This is a genomic window from Margalitia sp. FSL K6-0131 (genome assembly GCF_038008735.1).
Lineage (GTDB): Bacteria > Bacillota > Bacilli > Bacillales > Bacillaceae_C > Margalitia > Margalitia shackletonii.
Map to the genome: position 1 here is coordinate 2,065,933 of NZ_JBBOZS010000001.1, position 25,793 is coordinate 2,091,725.

Genomic DNA, 25,793 nt, shown 5'->3' on the forward strand with positions numbered 1-25,793 from the left:
GGTATGCAAAGGAGAGAATATGCAAGGGTATTGGTTTTATTTGGCGATTGCTGCCTTAAGTGCGACATCGTTTGCATTACATGTTCATTGGGGTTTAATCATTATTTTTCATTTATTTTGTCTTCGGAGTATCCTCACTAAAAAAAGAAATCTCATCATAATGACCGTATTAACCTATTTTCTCTTTTTTACAATAAGTTTTATTCATAATGCGGCCCATAAAAAGACCCATTTTCATTTAAATCAAAGTGAATTTTATATTACCTTTCCAAATAAACCGTCTATAGATGGAAACAAATTAAGTTCGACTGTCCAAACAGATAGAAAAGAGAATCTGGTACTTGGTTATACAATAGTAAGTGAAACAGAAAAAGAATCTTTAGAGCAAAATGTTAAATCAGGTGTTTCGTGCCATGTACTTGGTAATTTATCCATTCCTGAAAAAAATAGAAATGAAAATTTATTTAATTATAAACAATATTTATTTAGGCAAAATATTCATTGGGTCTTAAAAGTAAATGAATTCAAAAAATGCACGGATGATGGAAAGGGAATATTGTATAAAATAAAACGGATGCGTGAAGCTTCGTTGAGGAAAATTGAACAACAATATCCTCCAGAAATTATTCCATATGCAAAAGCTCTTCTTTTTGGAGACCGAATGGATTTTGAGGATGATGAATATTCCCGTTATCAACGCTTAGGAATAGTCCATTTATTAGCTATATCTGGGCTTCATGTATCTTTAATATACGTAGGATTTTATTATTTTCTTATCCGGATAGGTTTGACAAGAGAAACTAGTTCTTGGGTTATTATTTTGTTCTTGCCCCTTTATACTATTTTATGTGGGGCAAATCCACCTGTGATCCGTGCTTCCATCATGTTAATCATCATCCTCTTATCTTCTCATTCCAAATTGTCCTTGACTTCAGTTGATGGACTATCTATTAGTTTTTTACTCTTCTTAATGAAAGATCCTTTTATCATTTTTAACGTTGGGTTCCAGCTTTCCTTCATTGTTAGTCTATCCATTCTTTTATCAACTCCAAATATCATGGTGAAGTATAAAAATAGTATTTTGCAATTGATGGCAATCTCCTTTATCTCTCAAATTTCTGCTCTTCCTGTTATGATTTACCAATTTTATCAAATTTCCATCATCAGTATTTTTAGTAATCTTTTCTATGTTCCCCTCTACAGCTTTGTTATTTTACCGATGTTAATTTTTACCTTTTTAATGTTATTTTTATTGCCGTTTGCTTTTAATCTAATAAATAAATGCCTGCTGGTCATTCTTTATTTTGCAGAAAAGATCGCACAATTTCTTGATTTTAAATGGGCGGTTTTAATTATCGGAAGACCGGGTATATGGGTATTGATTTTCATTATCATGGCAATTTTATATTTGTTTTATAAGTGGGAAAAAGGCAAAAAAATTTATGTTGCAGCAATGCCACTTTGTATTTTTATTCCTTTTTATATGGCGGCAAAATGTTTGAATCCATATGGTGAAGTTAATTTTATTGATATTGGTCAGGGCGACAGCATTATGATTCGGCTTCCATACAATCGGGGAACATATTTAATCGATACTGGAGGGACTATTCAGTTTGATGTACCTGATTGGACACAGAAAAAGCATCCATTTTCAGTAGGAAAAGATATTTTAGTTCCTTTTTTAAAAGGAAAGGGGATAAGCAAAATTGATAAATTAATTTTAACGCATAGTGATGCGGATCATATAGGTGCTGCGAAAGAACTGGCGGGAAATATTAAAGTAAATCACATTTATATATCTCCAAATTCTTGGAAGAAACCATTAATGTATGAAATATTAAAAGCCTTTCAAAAGGAAAACACACCAATTACGGAGGTGAAAGATGGATTTGGCTGGAAAATGAAGGATGGTAGTTTTCGGATTGTTTCTCCATTTGATCTCCATTATGAAGGGAATAACGATTCATTAGTGATGTTTGCAATATTTGGCGGGAAAAGCTGGTTATTTACTGGAGATTTGGAGCAAGAAGGAGAACAGGAGCTAATCAAATCTCATCATTTTCATGCTGATGTTCTAAAGGTTGGTCATCATGGCAGCAAAACATCTACTTCTCTGCCTTTTCTGGGAAGCATTCATCCTAAGGTTGCGATTATATCAGTAGGAAAGAACAATCGTTATGGTCACCCGAATAAGGAAGTGCTGGAACGTTTAGAAGAAAATAATATAACCATATTTAGAACGGATTTAGAAGGTGAAGTGATATATAAATTTAAAGAAAATAATGGAACGATTCATACGGTACTTCCATAAAATAATGTATGATTTATTTGTTGGGAAAAAAGGAGTTTGCATGCAGCAAACTCCTTCGCAAACTCATTGTTCTTAACCAACGAGCTTAATGACAGTTGCGATAATGAACATAATTGCAAAGAAAGCAAAAGACACTCCAAATCCAATACCTGAATCAATTGCGTCATTTCCCTTATACTGTACATCCTTTTCAAATTGGTTCACTCTCAACCCCTCCTATTTCCACTTTAGTATAGACGATTCGTTTTGAAAAAGCTATAGTAACCGTCCAATTTCCTTCGTTGACAAGAGTTAACACAAATACTTTTTAACCTGTAGGTGAAAATATTAGTACACCCGAGTTATTCCGTTAATGAAAAAGTATCCTAGGCCTTTTTCATTAGCGTTTATAATAGATAATGGAGATTGACTCTTCTTCGGGAGTTAATCTCCACTTGTCAAATTCATCATCCTTTTTTACGATAGAGATAAGATTTTAAAAAATGGAGAGAAGGCTACTGATGATTGACATTTGGAAAAATATAGAACGCAAGCAATTTTCGCCGATATATCTATTATATGGAATGGAAAGCTTTTTAATCAATGAGACAAAGCAAAAATTATTGAAAAATATGTTAACGGAAGAGGAATTAGACTTTAATTTTGCTTCTTATGACTTGGAAGAAGTTCCTATAGAAGTAGCAATCGAGGATGCAGAAACACTTCCTTTTATGGGTGAGAAAAGATTGATATTCTTACATAATCCATTTTTTTTAACCTCTGAAAAATCAAAGTCAAAGGTAGAGCATGATATTTCAAAATTAGAGGCTTATCTGCAAGAACCTGTTCCGTACAGTACCATTGTCTTTGTTGCACCTTATGAAAAATTAGACGAACGAAAAAAAATTACAAAACTGCTAAAGCGATCTGCAGAAGTTTTTGAGGCAAAAAAATTAAGTGAACAGGAAATAAAAACTTGGATTCGCCATCGGGCAGGTGCAAACCAAGTCGAAATTAACGACGATGCTATGGAAATGTTATTAACTCTTTCCGGCACAAATTTAATGATGCTGGCAAGTGAAATAGATAAATTGTCGCTATATTCCGAGGATGTAATAGATAAGCATACAGTTGAGATATTAGCTTCCAAATCATTGGAACAAAATATTTTTTCACTTGTCGATAAAGTAATTAATCGAAATATGGAGGAAGCATTACGAATCTATTATGACCTTTTAAAGCAAAATGAAGAACCGATAAAAATTCTTTCCATTTTGGCAGGTCAATTCCGGTTATTATATCAAACAAATGAATTAATGAGACGAGGATACGGTCAGCAACAGATTGCTAATTTTCTTAAAATCCATCCTTTTAGAATAAAACTTGCTGCGGGACAAGCAAAAATGTTTTCGGAAGAAGAACTAAATAAGATTATGATGTGGCTTGCTGATGCGGATTATCAAATGAAGACAAGCGCTTTAACAAAATCCATGATTATTGAAATGTTGCTATTTAAGATTCATGGCAGTTAATAAATAATGAATAAAGAAAAAACGATCCATAATTGGATCGTTTTTATTATGCATTAGCAGCATTTAATTTTTTCATTAAGCGTGCTTTTTGGCGATTTGCAGCGTTTTTATGAATAAGACCGTTAGATGCAGCTTTATCAAGTTGCTTAACAGCAGTAGCTAATAATGTTTTAGCGTTATCATCGTTATTTACAACTGCAGCTTCGAATTTCTTTACAGCCGTACGCATTGTTGATTTTTGAGCTGAGTTTTTAGCGTTGCGCTCTTCACTTGTTTTAACGCGTTTAATTGCAGATTTAATATTTGGCATTTATTTCACCTCCTACGAGTAATAAACATTCACTACTCGACTATCACAGTAAGAACAAGTGATATTTTATCAAACGAGCGGTGATAATGCAATACTATTAGACAAAAACAGAATTAATCTGCACGTAGGATTTTCTTCAACCTTTTTTTTGAAATGGTGAATTCTTTCTATGATGAATGATTTTTTTCTGGAAAGGAAATCATGTAAATTATGTATAAAATTCTTCTAAAAGTATAAGGAGGAATAAGATTGAAAAGAGAAAACCAGCTTGACTTAAGTGTTTATTCAGTAAGAACCGATTTAGCCCTCGAAGCGCACGATATGGCAGTTGAGGAACGGAAAAATAAATCAAATGAAGATGTTACAGAGATTGAAGGAGTAATTGTCAAAGATCGAAAAGTTGATGATATTAAAATATCCTCAGTGGAAATAACAAAAGAGGGAGAAAAGGTGATTGGAAAAAAAGCCGGTTATTATTTAACACTTGAAGTTCAAGGTATTCGGCAACATGATACCGTCTTACAACAAAAAGTGGGAGAGGTTTTTGCAAACGAATTTAGTGAATTTCTTAAGCAATTAAATATCCCAAAAGATGCAAGCTGCTTAATTGTTGGTCTGGGGAACTGGAATGTAACGCCAGATGCTCTTGGTCCAATGGTTTGCGAAAATATCATTGTAACACGTCATTTATTTCAGCTTCAGCCTGAAAATGTTGAGGAAGGCTACCGACCTGTAAGTGCCATAGCACCGGGTGTCATGGGATTAACCGGAATTGAAACAAGCGATATTATTTTTGGAGTTGCGGAAAAATCAAAGCCTGATTTTATTATTGCAATTGATGCTTTAGCTTCCCGCTCTATTGAAAGAGTTAATGCTACTATTCAAATATCCGATACAGGTATTCATCCGGGATCTGGAGTAGGGAACAAAAGAAAGGAACTAAGCAAAGAAACCCTTGGTGTGCCTGTTATCGCTATTGGAGTGCCAACAGTTGTTGATGCTGTTTCTATAACCAGCGACACTATCGATTATCTTTTAAAACATTTTGGAAGAGAAATGCGGGAAGAAAAACGGCCATCCAGTTCACTGGCTCCATCGGGAATGACATTTGGAGAAAAACGAGTGTTAACAGAAGAGGATTTACCTGGTGAGGAGCACAGAAAGATGTTTATGGGGATGATTGGAGCACTTGAAGAAGACGAAAAACGCCGACTTATCCATGAAGTGTTAGCACCGTTAGGACATAATTTAATGGTTACGCCAAAGGAAGTAGATTTGTTTATAGAAGATATGTCCAATTTAATAGCAAGTGGGTTAAATGCAGCTCTGCATGAATCAGTTGATCAAACAGACAGTGGTTTTAAAACTAGATAAGTGATGGCCTTTTTCGTATAGATCGTAGTTATTTTGTAAAATTTAAACTTTATTTCTTAAAAAATCTTCATTCGTATTCAAATAAGGATACTTAAAAGGTTTACGCTAATAAAAGCAACATAGTTTAAGAAAAGAACTTAAGTGAAATCTAGTTTAATTTGTTCTACTTTCTCTAGTAATTTCATACATTGTACTAGATTAGAAAGAGAGGGTGGAACAAATGAAACCATATAAAAATCAAAGCATTGTTATTTCATTACAGTTGTCCAGTATTCTAAAATTCTCTGGAGCGATTGTTCTAACCCTAATACTTATTTTTTCATTAACAGGAATTTTAACCACGGTTAAGTCTGGATATAGAATGAATTCAAACCTAGTAACGGATGCAAGTCAACATATTTCCGGAAAAGTTCTTTATCATCTTATCGCATCGGAAAATCATGTTTTGGGTTCCAGCCTAGAGGACAGTTCGAATTCCATCCCTATCGGAAATATACTTTTTAATCTGGTGACAAACATTAGTTTCAAGGACCCTAGGAGCTTTATTGGACGTGAACTTCCCGGATTTTATATGTTTGACAGCAAAATTCTCGTAGCCGGTGAAGGTACAGATTATACAAACCTTCCGATAGAATCTGTTCCGCCGGAGAAAATATTTAAGTCGAATAAAGATCCGGATTTAAAGAATACAGAAAACATTACAGGTACACAAAAAAGAGATAATAAGGAAAAAAAACAAGATACAGCGTTAACAACAGGTAACAGGAAGGTTGTATTCCTATATTTTACCCATACACGTGAATCATACTTGCCATATTTAAAAGGAATAAAAGACCCAAATGCTGCAAGTCATTCGAAAATTAATGTCACAATGGTTGGAGAAAAGCTTAAAGAAGAATTAGAAGATCGTGGTATCGGAACAACGATTGATAAAACGGATGTTCAAAACCTTCTGTTAAAAAAGGGCTGGAAATATGGCCAATCCTATCTTGAATCAAGAGAACTTGTTCAAACGGCAATGGCACAAGATAGAGATCTTAATTATTTTATCGATATTCATCGTGATTCCGAGCGAAAGAAAAAAACTACCGCAATCATCAATGGTCAATCGTACGCCAAAATTTCCTTTATTATTGGCGGAGAAAACCCTAATCACGAAAAGAATGTCCAGCTTGCTAAAGAATTACATTCGCGTCTTGAAAGAAAATATAAAGGTTTAAGCAAAGGAATTATTCAAAAAGCAGGAGCCTCTACGAATGGTAAATTTAATCAAGACCTATCGTCTAATTCTTTTTTAATAGAGGTTGGTGGGGTCGATAATACGTTTGAAGAAATGTATCGAACTGTCACTGCCCTTGCTGATGTATTCAGTGATTATTATTGGCAGGCAGAAAAAGTAGATGGGAAACAGCCACCTGCAAAAAATTAAGAATACAAGGTATTTTATTTAACAAGTTTCATTCTGTCTTGCGAAAATAACTATCGACTTAGGCATTTCTAATAAAGGATTGATTAAAATGACAAGGTTTTTTATTAAATGTTCTTTTCTTATCGCCTTATTATTTGTAGGTGTTTTAATAGGAATGAAAAAAGCTAATGAGGGAATGGTTTACATGAAAGGATATAATGATCCAACATTACAATCCCCCGTTAAAATTCATGGAAAAAGCGTTGGGAATATAGAAAGCTCCGTTTCAGGGGAAAATAGAACGTCCCATAATTTGGATGAAAAAAAAGAACATTTACAAAATATTAAAGCCTTTAATCTATTTTCTTCTTTAGGAAAAGTCCTATCAAACATTGTTTCTTCCCTCACGGAAAAAATCATTGATTTTGCTTCTTCCTTTATATAATCTATTAAAGCATCCAATCTTGAGATGGATGCTTTTCTTTATGTCTAGGGCAATCAGCCAGCGGCTAGCGGATTTCTGCGTCTTTTTCGCTGTGGATGAAACATCAGCTTCTTGAACGACCTCGCTATGTTTCCTTTAACTCGCACAAGACGCGATGGTGAAATTGGCACTTCAATTTTACAGATTCGTGCGCTAGAAGCTACAGGCGCCCGCGCTTTTCTTATTGAATCTTAAAAAGCCTGCTGATATAATCAGAAATAGTGTATATGTGTCGATTAACAGGAGTGAAACATGATGAACCTTGAAGAAAAACTACAACGACAAGCAAAAATTCGAAACTTTTCTATTATTGCACATATCGATCACGGAAAATCGACTTTGGCAGATCGAATATTAGAAAAAACGAATGCGTTATCGTCTCGCGAAATGAAGGCTCAGTTGCTAGACTCGATGGACCTTGAACGCGAACGCGGGATTACAATAAAATTGAACGCTGTCCAATTAAAATATAAGGCAAAAGACGGAGAAGATTACATTCTACATTTAATCGATACTCCTGGGCATGTCGATTTTACTTATGAAGTATCAAGAAGCTTGGCTGCATGTGAAGGAGCAATCCTAGTTGTGGATGCCGCACAAGGTATTGAAGCTCAAACATTAGCAAATGTCTATTTAGCACTTGATAATAATTTGGAAATATTACCAGTTATTAATAAAATTGATTTGCCGGCTGCTGATCCAGAGAGAGTTAGACAAGAAATCGAGGATGTTATCGGTTTGGATGCATCAGAAGCGGTCCTTGCTTCAGCAAAGGCTGGAATCGGTATTGAAGAAATTCTAGAAGAAATCGTTGAAAAAGTACCAGCCCCTACAGGTGATCCTGAAGCACCGTTAAAAGCGCTGATTTTTGACTCTTTATATGATGCTTACCGTGGTGTCATCGCTTATATTAGAGTTGTCGAAGGATCTGTAAAAGTAGGAGATAAAATTAAAATGATGGCAACCGGCAAGGAATTTGAGGTCACAGAAGTTGGAGTCCATACTCCGAAACAGGTACTATGTGATGAACTTACGGTTGGGGATGTAGGGTTTTTAACTGCTGCCATTAAAAATGTTGGAGATACACGAGTTGGGGATACGATAACCAGTGCGAAAAATCCCGCAACGGAGCCGCTGCCTGGTTACAGAAAATTAAATCCGATGGTATACTGCGGACTTTATCCTATCGACTCTGCAAAGTTTAATGATTTGCGAGAGGCTTTAGAAAAACTCGAATTAAACGACTCCTCCCTTCAATTTGAACCAGAAACATCCCAAGCACTTGGCTTTGGGTTCCGATGCGGCTTCCTTGGACTATTGCACATGGAAATTATTCAGGAACGTATTGAACGGGAATTTAAAATTGATTTAATTACAACAGCTCCAAGTGTTATTTATACAGTTCATTTAACAGATGGAACGGAAATAAATGTGGATAACCCATCGAATATGCCGGACCCTCAAAAAATTGACAGAGTAGAAGAGCCTTATGTAAAAGCGTCTATTATGGTTCCAAATGATTATGTGGGAGCGGTAATGGAACTTTCTCAGGCTAAGCGTGGTAATTTTATCGATATGAAGTATTTGGATGATGTACGTGTTAACGTCATCTATGAAATTCCGCTTTCGGAAATAGTATATGATTTCTTTGATCAATTAAAATCAAGTACAAAAGGATATGCTTCCTTTGATTATGAATTAATCGGATATAAACCTTCGAAGCTCGTGAAAATGGATATTCTTTTGAACGCGGAAAAAGTGGATGCTCTAAGCTTCATAGTTCACAAGGATTTTGCTTATGAACGTGGAAAGGTAATAGTGGAAAAGCTAAAAGAAATTATTCCGCGCCAGCAGTTTGAGGTGCCAGTTCAAGCGGCAGTGGGTCAAAAAATCATTGCTCGCTCTACCATTAAAGCAATGCGTAAAAACGTACTTGCAAAATGCTACGGTGGGGACATTTCACGTAAAAGAAAACTTCTTGAAAAACAAAAAGAAGGGAAAAAGCGCATGAAGCAAGTAGGTTCTGTTGAGGTACCTCAAGAAGCATTTATGGCTATTCTTAAGATGGATGATAATAATCCGAAATAAAAATTTATGGGGGAGAAATCTAGCAGCAACTAGTGCTCCCTCTTTTCTATTTTACTAATTAGGTTGTGATGAAATGAAAGCAGCATATATTCATATTCCTTTTTGTGAGCATATATGTTATTACTGTGACTTTAATAAAGTGTTTTTAAAGGGTCAGCCAGTGGACGAATATATTGATGCATTATTAAAAGAAATGAGACTGCAATTGGAAATGACTCCTGTTAACCAATTGGAAACTATCTTTGTCGGCGGAGGAACTCCAACAGTCTTAAATGAAACCCAATTAGATAGGCTTTGTAATGGAGTACGCGCTATTCTTCCGTTTCATAATGGGGAGTTTACATTTGAAGCAAATCCGGGAGACTTATCGGAAGAAAAATTAAGAATTCTGCATGAATATGGAGTAAATCGGTTAAGCTTCGGGGTTCAATCCTTTAATAATGAATTATTAAAAAAGATAGGCAGAACTCATACTTCTGATGATGTATTTGAAACATTAACGAAAGCGAAAAAAGCAGGATTTGAAAATATCAGCATTGATTTAATGTATGCACTTCCTGGGCAAACAGAGGATGACTTTCGTTCGAGTTTAAGGACGGCATTGGAACTTAATCTTCCACATTATTCAAGCTATTCCTTAATTGTTGAACCAAAGACCGTTTTTTATAACTTAATGAGAAAAGGCAAGTTGCATCTTCCATCAGAAGATGCTGAAGCAAGGATGTATGAAATCCTCATGACGGAAATGGAAAAGCATGGATTACATCAGTACGAAATTAGTAATTTTGCCAAACCAGGCTTTGAAAGTAAGCACAATCTTGTTTATTGGAATAATGAAGAATATTTTGGCTTCGGCGCAGGGGCGCATAGCTATGTCGAACAAGTTAGAAGATCCAACAGTGGACCCGTGAAAAAATATCTTACACGATTAGAAAAAGGTGAGTTGCCTATTTTCGACCAGCATAAACTAACCAAGCAAGAAATGATGGAAGAGGAAATGTTTTTAGGGTTACGAAAAAATGAAGGGGTAAGTTTAGTGCATTTTAAGGAAAAATATAATGAAAATGTTTTAAATGTTTTTGGAAATGCTATTTCTGAAATGGTGGAGAGAAAGCTTCTGGAGGTTACTGATAATAGGATTCAATTGACCAAGGAAGGTAGATTCATCGGGAATGAAGTATTTCAGGCTTTTCTTATGTAAGAAGGGTTCTCGGTACGCAAATATGTTGACATTATCCACCTGTTTTGATAATTTATTATTAGAATTAGCACTCATCCTTTAAGAGTGCTAACAGAGGTGATAGAAGTTGTTAACAGATCGTCAACTCCTTATATTACAAGTTATTATTGATGATTTTATTCGGTCTGCACAACCAGTTGGCTCAAGAACTCTTTCAAAAAAAGAAGAGATTTCATTTAGTTCGGCGACGATTCGTAATGAGATGGCTGATCTGGAAGAATTGGGTTTTATTGAAAAAACCCATACCTCTTCAGGGAGAATTCCTTCCGAAAAAGGGTATCGCTATTATGTAGATCATATTCTGTCACCGCAAAAGCTTAATTCAAAGGATATTTCATTGATACATTCAATATTTGCCGAAAGAATCTACGAGCTTGAAAATATTGTACAAAAATCGGCGAAAATCCTATCTGAATTAACGAACTATACGGCCATCCTCTTGGGACCGGCTGTAAAGGAAACAAAATTGAAACATCTGCAAATTGTTCCTTTAAATAATGATACTGCAGTTGCGATTATTATTAAGGATACAGGTCATGTAGAAAACAGATTGTTTACGTTTCCGAAAGGATTTAATGTCGGTGAACTGGAACGAATGGTGAATATACTTAATGAGCGATTGGTTAATGTTCCTATACATCATCTAACAGATAAGATTTACAAGGAAGTTGCCAATATTTTAAAGCAGCATATTCATAATTATGATTCCATGTTATATACCATTTCCGAAACATTGAAAATACCTGATCACGAGAAAATCTTCTTTGGCGGGAAAGCAAATATGCTTAACCAGCCTGAGTTTCATGATATTCAAAAGATCCGTTCTTTAATGGATATGATTGAACGTGAGCAAGGATTTTATGATTTATTTAGGCATATTCCAGAGGGTATTCATGTGAAAATCGGGAAAGAAAATAAGTTAACGGAAATGGAGAATTGCAGCCTGATAACTGCAACCTATTCTGTTGGAAATGAACCAGTTGGAACCATTGCTATTTTAGGTCCGACAAGAATGGAATATTCAAGAGTCATTAGTTTGTTAGATTTTTTAAGCAACGATATGTCTAGGGCACTTACAAAATTGTATCAATCATAATGTAGCTGGATATATTGAGTATAGCTGGAGATTAGCATATTACGCTAATTTCTAGTTATTTTCATTGTTTATTGAACCTAAAAGACATATTTCTGTTTATTTTTTGAGGGAGGTGAATGCAGGTGGCAGATGAAAAAAAGATTGCAGAAGAAATCGAACAATCAGAAGTAGAACAAAATGAAAATGTTGAAGCTGTTTTTGATGAAGAGTCAGCAGCAGATCCTTCTTCTGATAATAATAATGTGAATGATGAAGCAGCATTGCTTCAGGATAAAATTCAAGAACTGGAAGAAAAATTAGCGGAATCAGAAAACCGTTACCTGAGGTTGCGTGCAGATTTTGATAATTTTCGCAGACGTGTTCAACTTGACCGTGAGTCAAGTGAAAAATATAGAGCGCAAAACATTATCACTAATTTATTGCCAGCAATCGATAATTTCGAACGTGCAATGCAAATGACGCCTGATAATGAGCAAGCTGCTCAGCTTATGCAAGGCATGGAAATGGTATATAGAAGCATTTTAGAAGCATTAAAACAAGAGGGTGCGGTGCCAATCGAATCCGTAGGAAAGGAATTTGATCCGCAATATCATCAAGCAATTATGCAAGCAGAAGATGAAAACTACGGATCAAATATCGTAGTCGAAGAATTTCAAAAAGGCTATATCTTAAATGATCGCGTCATTCGCCCATCTATGGTGAAAGTAAATCAGTAATCGATACATATAAAAAGAGTAGGAGGAATTAACATGAGCAAAATTATTGGTATTGACTTAGGAACTACAAACTCATGTGTTTCAGTCCTTGAGGGCGGGGAACCAAAAGTAATTCCAAATCCAGAAGGCAATCGTACAACACCTTCAGTTGTTGCATTCAAAAATGGTGAACGTCAAGTAGGTGAGGTAGCTAAACGTCAAGCTATAACGAATCCTAATACGATTATTTCGATTAAACGACACATGGGAACAAGCCATAAAGAAACAATCGAAGGAAAAGAATACTCTCCGCAAGAAATCTCAGCAATGATTTTACAATATTTGAAATCCTATGCTGAAGAGTATTTAGGTGAAAAAGTAGACAAGGCGGTTATTACAGTTCCTGCATATTTCAATGATGCAGAACGTCAAGCAACTAAAGATGCTGGAAAAATTGCCGGCTTAGAAGTAGAGCGTATTATAAACGAGCCTACTGCAGCGGCATTAGCATATGGATTGGACAAAATGGATGAAGACCAAACTATTTTAGTCTATGACCTAGGCGGTGGTACATTTGACGTTTCCATCCTTGAATTAGGAGATGGCGTTTTCGAGGTTCGTGCTACAGCTGGTGATAATAGACTTGGTGGAGACGATTTTGACCAAGTAATTATCGATTATTTAGTAGCTGAATTTAAGAAAGAGAATGGAATTGATCTTTCTAAAGATAAAATGGCATTACAACGTTTAAAAGATGCGGCTGAAAAAGCGAAAAAAGACTTATCCGGAGTTGCATCAACACAAATCTCATTACCGTTCATTACAGCTGGGGAAGCTGGTCCATTGCATTTAGAGCTTACATTAACTCGTGCAAAATTCGATGAAATATCTGCTGGATTAGTAGAGCGCACAATGGGACCAACTCGTCAAGCACTTAAGGATGCTGGCTTAACACCATCTGATATTGATAAAGTTATTCTTGTAGGTGGATCTACACGTATTCCAGCGGTACAAGAAGCAATCCGTAAAGAAATTGGAAAAGATCCTCATAAAGGGGTAAATCCAGATGAAGTTGTGGCAATGGGTGCTGCGATTCAAGGTGGTGTCTTAACAGGTGATGTTAAGGATGTTGTTCTACTAGATGTAACACCACTTTCTTTAGGAATTGAAACAATGGGTGGAGTATTTACGAAACTAATTGATCGAAATACTACAATCCCAACTTCTAAATCACAAGTATTCTCAACAGCTGCGGATAACCAAACAGCTGTGGACATTCACGTATTGCAAGGTGAGCGTCCGATGGCAGCTGATAACAAAACACTTGGTCGCTTCCAATTATCTGATATTCCGCCAGCACCAAGAGGTATCCCGCAAATCGAAGTTACATTTGATATCGATAAAAACGGTATAGTAAATGTAAGTGCGAAAGATTTAGGAACTGGTAAACAACAAAACATCACGATTAAATCATCTACAGGACTTTCTGATGATGAAATTGAACGTATGGTTAAGGAAGCAGAAGAAAATGCTGAAGCAGATAAAAAACGTAAAGAGGAAGTTGAATTACGTAATGAGGCTGACCAGCTCGTCTTTACAACTGAAAAAACATTAAAAGAGCTGGAAGGCAAAGTAGATCAAGCAGAAGTGAAAAAAGCGGAAGAAGCAAAAGATGCTTTAAAAGCAGCAATTGAGAAAAATGATTTAGATGAAATTCGTTCTGCTAAAGATGCTCTTCAAGAAATTGTTCAAAACCTATCTGTGAAGCTATATGAAGAAGCAGCTAAACAAGCACAGGCTTCTCAAGATGCCGGCGGCCAAGATGGGGCTAAAAAAGACGATAATGTTGTAGATGCTGAATTTGAAGAAGTAAAAGACGATAAATAGAAAAGCGAAGGCGACTGTTCATCGACGTACTCCTTTCGGGCTTCGACTGAGATAAAGGAAACACAGTGAGGTTTTTCAGGAGCTATTGAAAATTGAACTACCATTTCCACCTGATGTTATCTTATCGTAGGAGGAGGCCGAAAGTTTGCTAGTCGATAGGAGCCGTAGCTAGACAATAAAATGGAAGTATATCACGGTTAGAAAGAATAAAAGTCAAAGTCAGGTCCATCTTGGCTTTGACTTTTCTTATGATATAACCACCAACTTATTCTTTTATTGATTGTTATAACTGTCAATGTTAAAATTACCTTTATGCTGATTGTTTCGGGAGTGTGTTTGTTATGAGTAAAAGGGATTATTATGAAGTTTTAGGACTAGAGAAAAATGCTTCTAAAGATGAAATTAAGAAGGCCTATAGAAAACTATCAAAGCAATATCATCCTGATATAAATAAAGCCCCAGATGCAGCTGATAAATTCAAAGAAGTTAAAGAAGCATATGAAGTTTTAAGTGATGATAATAAACGTGCACATTATGACCAATTTGGACATACGGATCCGAATCAAGGTTTTGGTGGCTTCGGTGGTGCAAGTGATTTTGGTGGCTTTGGTGGTTTTGAGGATATTTTTAGTACCTTTTTTGGCGGCGGAGGCAGACGACGTGACCCTAATGCGCCAAGACAAGGGGCAGATCTTCAATATACAATGACATTATCTTTTGAAGATGCCGTTTTTGGAAAAGAAACAGAAATTGAAATACCAAGAGAAGAAGAATGTGATACTTGTCATGGATCTGGAGCCAAACCCGGAACAATACCGGAAACTTGTCCGCATTGCCATGGAAGCGGTCAATTAAATACAGAACAAAATACACCATTTGGTAAAATAGTGAATAGACGTGTATGTAATTATTGTAATGGTACTGGGCAATTGATAAAGGATAAATGTAGAACCTGTGGAGGAAGCGGAAAGGTTAAAAAACGCAGAAAAATCAATGTTAAAATACCTGCAGGGATTGATGATGGACAGCAATTACGTGTATCTGGTCAAGGAGAACCAGGTATAAATGGAGGTCCTTCAGGGGATCTATACGTAGTTTTCCATGTAAGAGATCATGAGTTTTTCGAACGTGACGGAGATGATATTTACTGTGAAGTTCCGATTACGTTTACACAGGCAGCTCTTGGAGATGAAATAGAAGTTCCAACTTTACATGGAAAAGTGAAACTAAAAGTACCGGCTGGAACTCAAACAGGTACGAAATTCCGCTTACGAGGAAAAGGTGTGCCAAATGTTAGAGGCTATGGGGTCGGCGATCAAAATATTCACGTGAAAGTAGTTACTCCAACAAAATTAACGGATAAACAAAAGCAATTACTTCGGGAATTCGGTGAAATTAGCGGAAGTATTCCTGACGAGCACAACGAGTCTTTTTTCGATAAGATGAAGAAAGCTTTTAAAGGGGAATAATGGATGAATGGAGTTGTCAGGTATTGAAATGGTCTGAGATTATGATTCACACAACAAACGAAGCTGTTGAACCAATCTCCAATATTTTGCATGAAGCGGGTGCGAGTGGTGTTGTCATCGAGGATCCTTTTGAGCTTATTAAAGATCGGGAAGATCAATTTGGAGAGATCTATCAGCTAGATCCAGAGGATTATCCTGAAGAAGGTGTTATTGTAAAGGCATATTTGCCTGTTAATAGTTTTTTAGGAGAAACGGTGGAAGAAATAAAGCAATCCATAACAAACTTAACCTTATTTAATATCGATATTGGTAAGAATGATGTCTCCATTAGTGAAGTCAACGAAGAAGAATGGGCAACTGCTTGGAAGAAATATTATAATCCAGTTAAAATATCATCAAAGTTTACGATAGTACCTACGTGGGAACAATATGAACCTGTTAATAGTGATGAGTTAATTATTGAATTAGACCCAGGTATGGCATTTGGAACAGGTACACATCCAACAACTGTAATGTGTATTCAAGCATTGGAACGTACAGTACAACAAAATGATCATGTCATCGATGTAGGTACGGGTTCTGGAGTTTTGAGTATTGCTGCTGCATTACTCGGTGCCGGTAAAGTGACGGCATTAGATCTTGATGAAGTTGCCGTTCAATCTGCCAAGCTAAATATAAAATTAAACAAAGTTCAGGATATTGTTTCTGTTTCAAAGAATGATCTTTTAAATGGTGTTGACAGTCAGGCTGATGTAGTGGTTGCTAACATTTTAGCAGAAGTAATCATGCGTTTTACGGATGATGTAGCAACAGCTGTTAAAAAAGACGGATACTTTATTGCTTCTGGTATTATTCAACCAAAGAAGAATGAGGTAAAAGAAGCGATTATTCAATCAGGATTTATCATTGAAGAAACCATAGTAATGGAAGATTGGATAGCATTTATTGCGAAGCGCAGGTGAAGGAATTGCAACGTTATTTTCTAGATAAGCCTTTTTCCGGAGAAAAAGAGGTAATATTAAAAGATGATCATTTTCATCATATTGCGCGAGTGATGAGAATGTCTCCGGAAGATGAGTTTTATGTTGTTTTTCAAGATAAAAAGGCATGTATTGCCAAAATAACGGATATTACCAATGAAGCAGTTATGGCTTCTATTGTAAAATGGGAAGAAATGAATAAAGAAATGCCTGTTCCTATTACCATTGCGAGCGGACTGCCTAAAGGGGATAAGTTGGAATGGATTATCCAAAAGGGAACAGAATTAGGTGCATATGAATTTATCCCTTTTATTGCGGATCGCTCGATTGTGAAATGGGATGTAAAAAAGGAACAGAAAAAGCATACAAGGTGGTTGAAAATTGCAGAGGAGGCTGCAGAGCAATCACATCGTCAACATAAACCGAACATTTTACCTCCAATTACTTTTAAAGAATTACTTCATATAAGCTCCAATTATACACATAAAATTGTCGCTTATGAAGAAAACGCCAAACAAGGTGAGAGCACGAATTTTCCTAAAATGTTGAAAAACTTTAAGCAGGATGATACGGTATTAATTGTATTTGGACCTGAAGGCGGAATATCCAATACGGAAATTGAACAGCTAGAGAATAATGGGTTTGTACCATGTGGTTTCGGACCGAGAATTCTTCGGACAGAAACTGCTCCATTATACGCATTATCAGCAATTTCCTATCATTTAGAATTAATGAGGTGATCAACATGTCCTCTGTAGCATTTCATACATTAGGTTGTAAAGTAAACCACTATGAAACAGAAGCGATATGGCAATTATTTAAAAGCGAAGGCTATGAACGAGTTGATTTTGAATCAACATCCGATGTATATGTCATTAATACTTGTACAGTAACTAATACTGGTGATAAAAAAAGCCGTCAAGTGATTAGACGAGCTGTGCGCAAAAATCCCGACGCAGTTATCTGTGTAACTGGATGTTATGCGCAAACATCCCCAGCGGAAATCATGGCAATCCCTGGTGTGGATATTGTTGTAGGTACACAAGATCGTACGAAAATGCTTGAGTATATTGAACAATTTAAAAATGAACGCCAACCGATTAATGGTGTTAAAAATATCATGAAAAATCGTGTTTATGAAGAATTAGACGTACCTGCCTTTACTGACCGTACACGTGCGTCTTTAAAAATTCAAGAAGGATGTAATAACTTCTGTACTTTCTGTATTATTCCTTGGGCAAGAGGCTTAATGCGGTCAAGAGATCCAAAAGAAGTTATTCGCCAAGCTCAGCAATTAGTCGATGCCGGATATAAAGAAATCGTTTTAACAGGTATTCATACTGGCGGATACGGTCAAGATTTGAAAGATTATAACTTAGCAATGCTTCTTCGTGATTTAGAAGCGGAAGTAAATGGTTTAAAACGAATTCGAATCTCATCTATCGAGGCTAGCCAATTAACAGATGAGGTTATTGAAGTAATTGAGAAGTCTAAAATTATCGTTCGACATATGCATATTCCTTTGCAGTCCGGATCGGATACAGTATTAAAGAGAATGAGACGTAAATATACGATGGCTGAGTATGCCGAAAGACTTGTAAAATTAAAGAAAGCTTTACCAGGTCTTGCAGTTACATCTGATGTTATTGTTGGTTTTCCAGGCGAAACGGAAGAAGAATTCATGGAAACATACAACTTCATAAAAGATCATCAGTTTTCAGAACTTCATGTATTCCCATATTCCAAACGCACTGGTACACCTGCGGCTAGGATGACGGATCAAATTGATGAAGAGATAAAAAATGAACGCGTACATCGATTAATCGCACTTTCTGACCAACTTGCAAAAGAATATTCATCAAAATTTGAAAACGAAGTATTAGAAGTAATTCCTGAAGAAAAATATAAGGAAGACCCAGATAGCGGATTGTATGAAGGATATACGGACAATTATTTGAAAGTAGTATTTCCTGCAACAGAAGATATGGTTGGAAAGCTTGTAAGAGTAAAAATAACGAAAGCAGGATATCCATATAATGAAGGACAATTTGTTCGTGTATTAGAGGATACAGTTGAAAAGGAAGAACTCAAAGCAATATAAACTGCAGATTTCTGCGGTTTTTTTTTTTTGGAAATTTTTTAGATATGAATTTATTTGCTTTTTGGGCAAAACTTATAGTGCTCGAATACATGAAAAGATAATGGTATAGTAAAATTTGTAATGAACAAAACGGTTTGGAGGAAACTTTAATGAATAATATTGCAAAAATGATTGATCATACATTATTAAAGGCAGATGCAACAAAAGAACAAATACATACTCTATGTCTTGAAGCAAAAGAATATTCCTTTGCTTCCGTTTGTGTTAACCCGACATGGGTAAAGTATTGTGCGGAAATACTGAAAGACTCGAATGTGTTGGTTTGTACCGTAATTGGCTTTCCGCTGGGTTCCAATACACCTGAGACTAAAGCATTTGAAACAAAGAATGCCATTGAAAATGGCGCAGGTGAAGTAGACATGGTCATTAATATTAGTGCGTTAAAAAGCGGTGATTATGAGTTAGTAGAAAAGGATATTAAAGCGGTGACAGATGCTGCAAAAGGAAAAGCCTTAACAAAGGTAATTATCGAAACATGCTTATTAACAAATGATGAAAAAGTTCATGCTTGCGAAATTGCCGTTAAAGCGGGAGCAGATTTTGTAAAAACCTCAACCGGATTTTCTACGGGAGGAGCGACTCCGGAAGATATTGCATTAATGAGAAAAACAGTTGGACCAGATATCGGAGTAAAGGCTTCAGGCGGCGTAAGAAGTGCACAAGATGCGGAAGCATTGATTAAAGCGGGAGCGACTAGAATAGGTGCTAGTTCGGGAGTGAAAATTGTAAAAGGTTTATCGAGTGAATCTGACTATTAATTAAAAAACGAGGCTTTTCGCCTCGATTTTTAATTCCATATCGTTTTTTTTCCGTGTACTTTCACGATAAACTGTCCGAATTTAGTAGCAATCGGCAATACAAGAATCGATGAAAATAAATTAAAAATAACACTCGCATGGGCAAGCTGTGTTTCCGGATTGGAAGAAAGTTCTTTACAAATAAACGATAGTTGACTTAAAAATGGCAAGCAGAGAAATGCACCGCCAACATTAAGCCAAATATGTGCGTAAGCCGTCAATCTAGCTTCTTCACCAGCTCCGACACTTGCTAGAAGACCGGTAATACACGTGCCAATATTTGCTCCAAGCATAATCGCAATTCCCGTTTCGAGTGTGAAAATATGGGCACTTAAAAAGCTCATCGCAATCCCCGTCATAACAGTGCTGGATTGGATACATGCTGTCAGGATTATTCCTACTATAAAGGCATAAAGGAAATGATCGCTTAATAACATCAATAATTTTTGTGTAGAAGGTAATTGAGTAAATGGGATAGCCAATCGTTCAAAAGCCCTCATTGCGGAAAATATGAACGCGAAACCAATGAATACATAACTTAAGCTTTTCCATTTTGTTCTCCTGAAAAACAAACACATAATTCCAAGAATGAAAAATGGAATAACTAGAACGGATAGATTAAATGATAGAAATTCTAATGTAAAGGTGGTACCAATGTTTGTCCCTAAAATAATTCCAATCGTTTGTGGAAATGCCAGTACTCGGGCAGAAACTAATCCTACTGTAATAACCATCACAGCCCCGCTGCTTTGAAGAATTGGTGTCATAATGATTCCAACAAGCATACCTTTAAAAGGAGTATTTGTTACTTTTTTCAGCCATTGCTCCATCGCTTTGCCTGATAAGTTAAATAACCCTATCCGTAGCCAAGTAATGCCAAGGATGAAGACACCAACCAGACATATAAATAAGATAAGATATAACATGTCCACTCACCTCTAAATAATGATATGCAGGCAAAAAAAAGAGATGATTACAAGTTGAAAAGAATAGAAAAACTTTTTAATTTTTCCATGGTATCTCTTATAGTTTGCATGAAGAATGTTGACCTAATAGGAAGGTTATATTATAATTGCAAGGTACATGGTTTTTTACATGCGTTAACATGTAACCGTAGTGTGTTCGGAGGGAGGGAAAGAGAGATGTCAAAAACAGTTGTTCGTAAAAACGAATCGCTTGAAGATGCTCTTCGCCGCTTCAAACGCTCAGTTTCTAAAACGGGAACTTTGCAAGAATATAGAAAGCGCGAATTTTATGAAAAACCAAGCGTAAGACGTAAGAAAAAGTCTGAAGCTGCTAGAAAACGTAAGTTCTAATAGAGGGTGAAAATATGGGTCTTCTCGAGCGTTTAAATGAAGATATGAAACAAGCTATGAAAAACAAAGAAAAAGAAAAACTCTCTGTCATTCGTATGCTTAAAGCTTCATTACAAAACGAAGCAATTAAGCTTAAAAAGGAAAATTTAACCGAAGAAGAAGAGTTGACAATCCTTTCTCGCGAAGTAAAACAACGTAAAGACTCCCTCCAGGAATTTAAAGATGCAGGTCGTGAAGATCTAGTTGAAAAAATTCAAACGGAATTGACTTTTGTGAATATATATATGCCAAAACAGCTAACGGATGAGGAATTAACTTCCATTGTGGAAGAAACAATTCGAGAAGTAAATGCAACTTCAAAAGCTGACATTGGTAAAGTCATGAGTGCCATTATGCCTAAAGTAAAAGGTAAGGCAGATGGATCAGCCGTAAACAAAAAAGTACAGCAGCAATTATCTTAAATGATAAAAAAGGTCGAGAAGGATACTTTTCGGCCTTTTTTATTTAGGGATAAAAAGAAGGTATAAAAATGTTTTTAAATAATGGATTTAACTAATGTAGTCTCTAGAAAGCGCATGCGGATTACCGGCTAGCGGATAAGCTGCTTGCGCTTTTCTTCATAGTTCTGCAGTAACAAAAATTTAATTTTTCTTGAAACCTTCTTAGTCATTTATTCGTAAATTAAATAAAATGGGGGGGTGATTACTTGGGAAAAAAATTTTTGGTGTTTATCGGTTTTTGGAGCATAATGTTGATTTTGAATTTTCCTGTTCATGCTGCAATGAATCAAGGAATAATTGCTGCTCCAAATAGTCCAATAGAAAATTTCGCCAACTTCTTAACCAATCCAATTGTGGTAACTATTTTATTATGCTTGGCAAGTTTAGGATTCGTAATGGAATTGTATACACCTAAATTTGGATTGTATGGAATTGTTGGAATTATAGCACTTGTTCTATTTTATTTTAGCCATATTGTAACAGGTGATGCTAGTTTTAATTCTCTCATTTTATTTGTCTTGGGAGTTGTATTAATTATTGCAGAACTATTTTTACCAGGGGCAATTGCGGGATTTTTAGGAGTTTTAGCAATTATAGGTTCCTTGTTAATGGCAGGTGGAAATCTTCTTTATACAGGGATTTCGATTATGATTGCACTGCTTATCACCATTATTGCCATGATAATTATGATAAAGGTGTTTGGACGAAGAATGAAATTATTTAAAAAAATTGTTTTGTCAGATGCTGTCAGCACAGAGAAAGGATATGTATCCAATATTAATAGAACCGATTTACTCGGTAAAATTGGTAAAACGATCACTCCACTAAGACCTGCTGGGACTATTGAAATTAATGGAGAGCGATTAGATGTGGTGACAGAAGGAGGCTTTATTTCCTCAGGCACTGATGTCAAGGTAATAAAGGTTGAGGGTGTTAGAATTATTGTCAGATTAAATCAGAATGAAATGATAGAATAGAAGAGGAGGAATTAGATTGGTATTAGAAGCTGGAACAGTTTTATTAATAGTTGGAATTATTGCAGCGGTAATTATTATCGGAATTTTATTAACATTTGTGCCTGTAATGCTTTGGATTTCGGCACTTGCAGCAGGAGTTCGAATTGGTATCTTCACCTTAGTTGGAATGAGGCTGCGAAGAGTTATTCCCAGCAGGGTTATTAATCCGCTTATCAAAGCAAGAAAAGCAGGTATTGAAGTTGGCATAAATCAATTAGAAAGCCATTATCTTGCTGGAGGTAATGTTGATAGGGTCGTAAACGCATTAATTGCAGCTCATAGGGCAAATATAGAATTATCTTTTGAACGTTGTGCCGCTATTGATTTAGCTGGACGTAATGTATTAGAAGCAGTACAAATGAGTGTTAATCCCAAAGTTATTGAAACTCCATTTATTGCTGGTGTTGCTATGAATGGTATTGAAGTGAAAGCGAAAGCCAGAATAACGGTTCGTGCAAATATTGAAAGGCTAGTCGGGGGAGCGGGAGAAGAAACGGTTATCGCCCGTGTTGGAGAAGGTATTGTAAGTACAATTGGTTCTTCTGAAGATCATAAAAAGGTACTCGAAAATCCGGACTTAATTTCACAAACTGTCTTAACTAAGGGGCTTGATGCTGGGACAGCATTTGAAATTCTTTCCATTGATATAGCGGATGTGGATATCGGTAAAAACATCGGTGCTGAGCTTCAAACAGAACAAGCAGAGGCTGATAAAAAGATCGCACAAGCAAAAGCGGAAGAACGCCGTGCAATGGCTGTCGCATCCGAACAAGAAATGAAAGCTAAAGTGCAAGAAATGCGGGCTAAAGTGGTAGAAGCGGAAGCCGAGGTTCCATTAGCGATGGCCGAGGCATTAAGATCAGGGAATATTGGTGTAATGGACTATATGAACTTTAAAAATATCGAGTCAGATACAGATATGAGAGGATCCATTGGAAAAATGACTGGTGAAAAGAAAGATCCAAATAAGCCTGAATAAAGGATCGCAGGAAGGTGGTATTTCCTTTGGAAGCGATTATTATAGCCATAATCGTTGGTATTATTGGAGCAATGGCCAATAAAAAGAAGCTTGAAAAATCTAAAAGCAATAAACCAATTCCGAACCCAAGATCTCTTTTTGGAGAGATGCAAAAAACAATTGAAGAAAATATAAAAAAACTTTCACCCGAAATGGTTTCTGATCCTGCTCCAAAAATGAATAACGATGATTTCGTATATCGGGATGAAGAACTGGATGCTGAAATTCAAGCCGACCGTTTGAAGATTCAGGAAGAGTATTATGAAAAAAAGCTTGAACAAATAAATCATCAAGTCGACAATATTAAAAAAAGGGAGCACCTGTCATTGATAAGTGACGGTGATGATTTAGTAAAAGGAATCATTTTAGCAGAGATACTCGGTCCACCGCGTGCAAAAAAACCATATAAAAGAAACTGAAAAAAATCCGTGCCATTGTATGATGGTACGGATTTTTTTGCAAAGAAAGTACATTGCGGATAAGTGCAATAGCTCGTAAATTACCTCGCTGTATTCCCTTTTTCTCACCTCTGACTACTAAATCTGTATCCAAGTACTGCGGTGCCTCCGCTTTTCTAAATAAATACGAAAAAAGGTGCTGAATCCTTATTTATTTTCATAAATATGATATGAAAGGGGGTTCTTTTCTATGGCAAAAAAATGGAGCCGACTTCTGCAAAATCTGATGACTAACACCATGCAGCTTCCGCAAGATGTCATGATGGACCTGCCGCGAATTACCATGATTGGCCAAATTCATATTTACATAGAAAATCACCGCGGACTTCTTACCTTCTCTGATCAGGAAGTAAGGCTGCTTCTCAAACAAGGTCAATTGCTTATTAAGGGAAAATCGTTTGTTATTAAGACCATTTTACCGGAAGAAATTTTGCTGGAAGGAAAAATAGATGCTGTCAGTTATTTGAAAGAATAGGAGTGACAAAGTTGAAAAATCATTGGGTTACATTTCTAGGTGGGACAATTCATGTAAAGGTGGAGGGGAAAGGGGTAGAGCGGTTTATTAATCAGCTCACCCGCGCCCGTCTAATGATATGGAATGTAAAGCGACAAGGAACAAATGCGATTACTTTTTATATTCGGCTGCAGGATCTTCATAAGCTCAGACATCAGGCAAGAAAAAATGATTGCCGTATATCTTTTTTAAGTGGACAAGGTATGCCTTTTCTCTGGAAACGAACATTAAAAAATGCTGGTTTCTTAATAGGACTTATTTTGTTTTTTATCGTTATCACGCTGCTTTCGAATGTTGTCTGGGGAATACAAATAAAAGGCGCTAGCCCGCAAACCGAGCACCAAATCAAAAAAGAGTTAAATAAAATGGGAATTCAGGTTGGGAAATTACAATTTAATATGGATAGCCTTGAATCCATCCAACATGAGTTGACGAATAAAGTTCCAAACATTACATGGGTTGGCGTGGATTTACATGGGACAACCTTCCATCTGCAAGTAGTGGAAAAAAACACACCTAAGACAAAAAAACCTTTGAGTCCAAGACATTTGGTAGCTAATCAAAAAGCTGTTATTGTGGATATGTTTGTTGAAGCAGGTATTCCCGTTGTGAAAGTAAATCAGTTTGTCAATAAAGGGCAATTGCTTGTATCTGGTTTAATCGGGAGAGAGGAAGATCAGAAACCTGTAGCAGCTATAGGCAAGGTTTATGGAAAAACATGGTACAAAACGGATGTCGAGCTTCCGTTACAATCGGAATTTCAAGTATTTACAGGTCTTGAGCAAAAAAAATATTCTTTAAAAATTGGCTCTTTTAGTATTCCTTTTTGGGGATTTGGCAAGATAAAATATAAAGCATATGAAACAGAAAAGAATGTACATCCTATTAAGTTTTTGAAATGGCGGCTTCCTATTGATTATGTACAAAAAACAGTACGTGAAAAGGAATTGGCACAAAGAGATTATACAAAAGCGCAAGCAATAAGTGCAGCAAAGGAACTTGCGGTAAATGATTTAAAAACAAAAATTCCAAATGATGCAAAAATCGTGGATGAATATGTTTTGCATGAACAAGTGGAGAATGGTAAAGTAAAATTATCAATCTATTTCCAAGTTATTGAAGACATAGCGGAGGCAAAACCAATCGTTCAAGGAGACTGA

The 25,793-nt window shown here is 36.1% G+C and carries 25 protein-coding genes; 22 read left to right on the forward strand and 3 right to left on the reverse strand.

Annotation, left to right across the window (positions count from 1 at the left end):
• Positions 1 to 19 precede the first annotated feature (19 nt).
• Positions 20 to 2,311 (forward strand): DNA internalization-related competence protein ComEC/Rec2, encoded by a 2,292-nt coding sequence (locus NSQ59_RS09995; protein ID WP_340830990.1) that lies wholly within the window; start codon positions 20 to 22, stop codon positions 2,309 to 2,311.
• 72 nt (positions 2,312 to 2,383) lie between these two features.
• On the opposite strand, the gene NSQ59_RS10000 is transcribed toward NSQ59_RS09995, so the two are convergent.
• The gene (locus NSQ59_RS10000) at positions 2,384 to 2,515 is read right to left on the reverse strand and encodes a YqzM family protein (RefSeq protein WP_083489260.1); all 132 of its coding nucleotides are present in this window, start codon (positions 2,513 to 2,515) and stop codon (positions 2,384 to 2,386) included.
• Between the two features lie 293 nt (positions 2,516 to 2,808).
• On the opposite strand from NSQ59_RS10000, the gene holA reads away from it, so the two are divergent.
• Positions 2,809 to 3,822: a DNA polymerase III subunit delta gene (holA, locus tag NSQ59_RS10005; protein WP_055741181.1), complete on the forward strand. Its 1,014-nt coding sequence runs from the start codon at positions 2,809 to 2,811 to the stop codon at positions 3,820 to 3,822.
• A 46-nt stretch (positions 3,823 to 3,868) separates the two neighbouring features.
• On the opposite strand, the gene rpsT is transcribed toward holA, so the two are convergent.
• On the reverse strand, positions 3,869 to 4,132 hold the full coding sequence (rpsT, locus tag NSQ59_RS10010; protein WP_055739218.1) for a 30S ribosomal protein S20: 264 nt from the start codon (positions 4,130 to 4,132) through the stop codon (positions 3,869 to 3,871).
• A 249-nt stretch (positions 4,133 to 4,381) separates the two neighbouring features.
• Here rpsT and gpr point away from each other — a divergent pair, with 249 nt between their 5' ends.
• The 13 genes from gpr (at position 4,382) to deoC (ending at position 19,772) form a co-directional block, all read left to right on the forward strand.
• Positions 4,382 to 5,506: a GPR endopeptidase gene (gpr, locus tag NSQ59_RS10015; RefSeq protein WP_055739219.1), complete on the forward strand. Its 1,125-nt coding sequence runs from the start codon at positions 4,382 to 4,384 to the stop codon at positions 5,504 to 5,506.
• Between the two features lie 220 nt (positions 5,507 to 5,726).
• Complete coding sequence (spoIIP, locus tag NSQ59_RS10020) at positions 5,727 to 6,935, forward strand: stage II sporulation protein P (protein WP_340830995.1); 1,209 nt, start codon at positions 5,727 to 5,729, stop codon at positions 6,933 to 6,935.
• 88 nt (positions 6,936 to 7,023) lie between these two features.
• Positions 7,024 to 7,359 (forward strand): DUF3679 domain-containing protein, encoded by a 336-nt coding sequence (locus NSQ59_RS10025; RefSeq protein WP_340830997.1) that lies wholly within the window; start codon positions 7,024 to 7,026, stop codon positions 7,357 to 7,359.
• A gap of 294 nt (positions 7,360 to 7,653) precedes the next feature.
• The gene (gene lepA, locus NSQ59_RS10030; protein ID WP_055739222.1) at positions 7,654 to 9,486 is read left to right on the forward strand and encodes a translation elongation factor 4; all 1,833 of its coding nucleotides are present in this window, start codon (positions 7,654 to 7,656) and stop codon (positions 9,484 to 9,486) included.
• A gap of 73 nt (positions 9,487 to 9,559) precedes the next feature.
• Entirely contained in the window at positions 9,560 to 10,687 is a 1,128-nt protein-coding gene (gene hemW, locus NSQ59_RS10035) for a radical SAM family heme chaperone HemW (RefSeq protein ID WP_340831000.1), read from the forward strand.
• Between the two features lie 106 nt (positions 10,688 to 10,793).
• Positions 10,794 to 11,822: a heat-inducible transcriptional repressor HrcA gene (gene hrcA / locus NSQ59_RS10040; RefSeq protein ID WP_340831002.1), complete on the forward strand. Its 1,029-nt coding sequence runs from the start codon at positions 10,794 to 10,796 to the stop codon at positions 11,820 to 11,822.
• A gap of 122 nt (positions 11,823 to 11,944) precedes the next feature.
• A complete protein-coding gene (gene grpE / locus NSQ59_RS10045; protein WP_280513050.1) occupies positions 11,945 to 12,538 on the forward strand; it encodes a nucleotide exchange factor GrpE in 594 nt (197 codons plus the stop codon).
• Positions 12,539 to 12,571: 33 nt separating this feature from the next.
• A complete protein-coding gene (gene dnaK, locus NSQ59_RS10050) occupies positions 12,572 to 14,404 on the forward strand; it encodes a molecular chaperone DnaK (protein ID WP_055739226.1) in 1,833 nt (610 codons plus the stop codon).
• A gap of 341 nt (positions 14,405 to 14,745) precedes the next feature.
• Positions 14,746 to 15,873 carry a molecular chaperone DnaJ gene (gene dnaJ, locus NSQ59_RS10055; RefSeq protein ID WP_340831005.1) on the forward strand — a complete coding sequence of 376 codons (1,128 nt, stop codon included), beginning with the start codon at positions 14,746 to 14,748 and terminating at the stop codon, positions 15,871 to 15,873.
• Between the two features lie 23 nt (positions 15,874 to 15,896).
• Complete coding sequence (prmA, locus tag NSQ59_RS10060; RefSeq protein ID WP_055741182.1) at positions 15,897 to 16,835, forward strand: 50S ribosomal protein L11 methyltransferase; 939 nt, start codon at positions 15,897 to 15,899, stop codon at positions 16,833 to 16,835.
• A gap of 5 nt (positions 16,836 to 16,840) precedes the next feature.
• Complete coding sequence (locus NSQ59_RS10065; protein ID WP_055739228.1) at positions 16,841 to 17,593, forward strand: 16S rRNA (uracil(1498)-N(3))-methyltransferase; 753 nt, start codon at positions 16,841 to 16,843, stop codon at positions 17,591 to 17,593.
• A gap of 5 nt (positions 17,594 to 17,598) precedes the next feature.
• Positions 17,599 to 18,954, forward strand: a complete 1,356-nt coding sequence (mtaB, locus tag NSQ59_RS10070) for a tRNA (N(6)-L-threonylcarbamoyladenosine(37)-C(2))-methylthiotransferase MtaB (protein ID WP_055739229.1) — start codon at positions 17,599 to 17,601, stop codon at positions 18,952 to 18,954.
• A gap of 149 nt (positions 18,955 to 19,103) precedes the next feature.
• Entirely contained in the window at positions 19,104 to 19,772 is a 669-nt protein-coding gene (deoC, locus tag NSQ59_RS10075; RefSeq protein ID WP_055739230.1) for a deoxyribose-phosphate aldolase, read from the forward strand.
• Positions 19,773 to 19,801: 29 nt separating this feature from the next.
• On the opposite strand, the gene NSQ59_RS10080 is transcribed toward deoC, so the two are convergent.
• Positions 19,802 to 20,737, reverse strand: a complete 936-nt coding sequence (locus NSQ59_RS10080; protein WP_055739231.1) for a Na/Pi symporter — start codon at positions 20,735 to 20,737, stop codon at positions 19,802 to 19,804.
• A gap of 216 nt (positions 20,738 to 20,953) precedes the next feature.
• Between NSQ59_RS10080 and rpsU the strand changes: the two genes are divergently transcribed.
• From rpsU to yqfD, 7 genes are all read left to right on the forward strand, one after another.
• Positions 20,954 to 21,127, forward strand: coding sequence for a 30S ribosomal protein S21 (rpsU, locus tag NSQ59_RS10085; RefSeq protein WP_055739232.1), 174 nt, complete (start codon positions 20,954 to 20,956; stop codon positions 21,125 to 21,127).
• Positions 21,128 to 21,141: 14 nt separating this feature from the next.
• On the forward strand, positions 21,142 to 21,588 hold the full coding sequence (locus NSQ59_RS10090) for a GatB/YqeY domain-containing protein (protein ID WP_055739233.1): 447 nt from the start codon (positions 21,142 to 21,144) through the stop codon (positions 21,586 to 21,588).
• A 245-nt stretch (positions 21,589 to 21,833) separates the two neighbouring features.
• A complete protein-coding gene (locus tag NSQ59_RS10095) occupies positions 21,834 to 22,604 on the forward strand; it encodes an NfeD family protein (RefSeq protein ID WP_083489261.1) in 771 nt (256 codons plus the stop codon).
• A gap of 46 nt (positions 22,605 to 22,650) precedes the next feature.
• Positions 22,651 to 23,622: a flotillin-like protein FloA gene (gene floA, locus NSQ59_RS10100; RefSeq protein ID WP_437177114.1), complete on the forward strand. Its 972-nt coding sequence runs from the start codon at positions 22,651 to 22,653 to the stop codon at positions 23,620 to 23,622.
• Between the two features lie 26 nt (positions 23,623 to 23,648).
• Positions 23,649 to 24,080 carry a hypothetical protein gene (locus NSQ59_RS10105; protein ID WP_055739235.1) on the forward strand — a complete coding sequence of 144 codons (432 nt, stop codon included), beginning with the start codon at positions 23,649 to 23,651 and terminating at the stop codon, positions 24,078 to 24,080.
• Positions 24,081 to 24,309: 229 nt separating this feature from the next.
• A complete protein-coding gene (gene yqfC, locus NSQ59_RS10110) occupies positions 24,310 to 24,594 on the forward strand; it encodes a sporulation protein YqfC (protein ID WP_055739236.1) in 285 nt (94 codons plus the stop codon).
• Positions 24,595 to 24,605: 11 nt separating this feature from the next.
• Complete coding sequence (gene yqfD / locus NSQ59_RS10115; RefSeq protein ID WP_126647708.1) at positions 24,606 to 25,793, forward strand: sporulation protein YqfD; 1,188 nt, start codon at positions 24,606 to 24,608, stop codon at positions 25,791 to 25,793.

Excerpts from the sequence above, each read along its gene's own strand:
- NSQ59_RS10025 (WP_340830997.1), top strand. The coding sequence starts at position 7,024 with ATGACAAGGTTTTTTATTAAATGTTCTTTTCTTATCGCCTTATTATTT.
- NSQ59_RS10080 (WP_055739231.1), bottom strand. The coding sequence starts at position 20,737 with ATGTTATATCTTATCTTATTTATATGTCTGGTTGGTGTCTTCATCCTT.
- hemW (WP_340831000.1), top strand. The coding sequence starts at position 9,560 with ATGAAAGCAGCATATATTCATATTCCTTTTTGTGAGCATATATGTTAT.
- spoIIP (WP_340830995.1), top strand. The coding sequence starts at position 5,727 with ATGAAACCATATAAAAATCAAAGCATTGTTATTTCATTACAGTTGTCC.
- lepA (WP_055739222.1), top strand. The coding sequence starts at position 7,654 with ATGAACCTTGAAGAAAAACTACAACGACAAGCAAAAATTCGAAACTTT.
- mtaB (WP_055739229.1), top strand. The coding sequence starts at position 17,599 with ATGTCCTCTGTAGCATTTCATACATTAGGTTGTAAAGTAAACCACTAT.
- rpsU (WP_055739232.1), top strand. The coding sequence starts at position 20,954 with ATGTCAAAAACAGTTGTTCGTAAAAACGAATCGCTTGAAGATGCTCTT.
- NSQ59_RS10090 (WP_055739233.1), top strand. The coding sequence starts at position 21,142 with ATGGGTCTTCTCGAGCGTTTAAATGAAGATATGAAACAAGCTATGAAA.
- dnaJ (WP_340831005.1), top strand. The coding sequence starts at position 14,746 with ATGAGTAAAAGGGATTATTATGAAGTTTTAGGACTAGAGAAAAATGCT.
- yqfC (WP_055739236.1), top strand. The coding sequence starts at position 24,310 with ATGGCAAAAAAATGGAGCCGACTTCTGCAAAATCTGATGACTAACACC.
- NSQ59_RS09995 (WP_340830990.1), top strand. The coding sequence starts at position 20 with ATGCAAGGGTATTGGTTTTATTTGGCGATTGCTGCCTTAAGTGCGACA.
- dnaK (WP_055739226.1), top strand. The coding sequence starts at position 12,572 with ATGAGCAAAATTATTGGTATTGACTTAGGAACTACAAACTCATGTGTT.
- rpsT (WP_055739218.1), bottom strand. The coding sequence starts at position 4,132 with ATGCCAAATATTAAATCTGCAATTAAACGCGTTAAAACAAGTGAAGAG.
- deoC (WP_055739230.1), top strand. The coding sequence starts at position 19,104 with ATGAATAATATTGCAAAAATGATTGATCATACATTATTAAAGGCAGAT.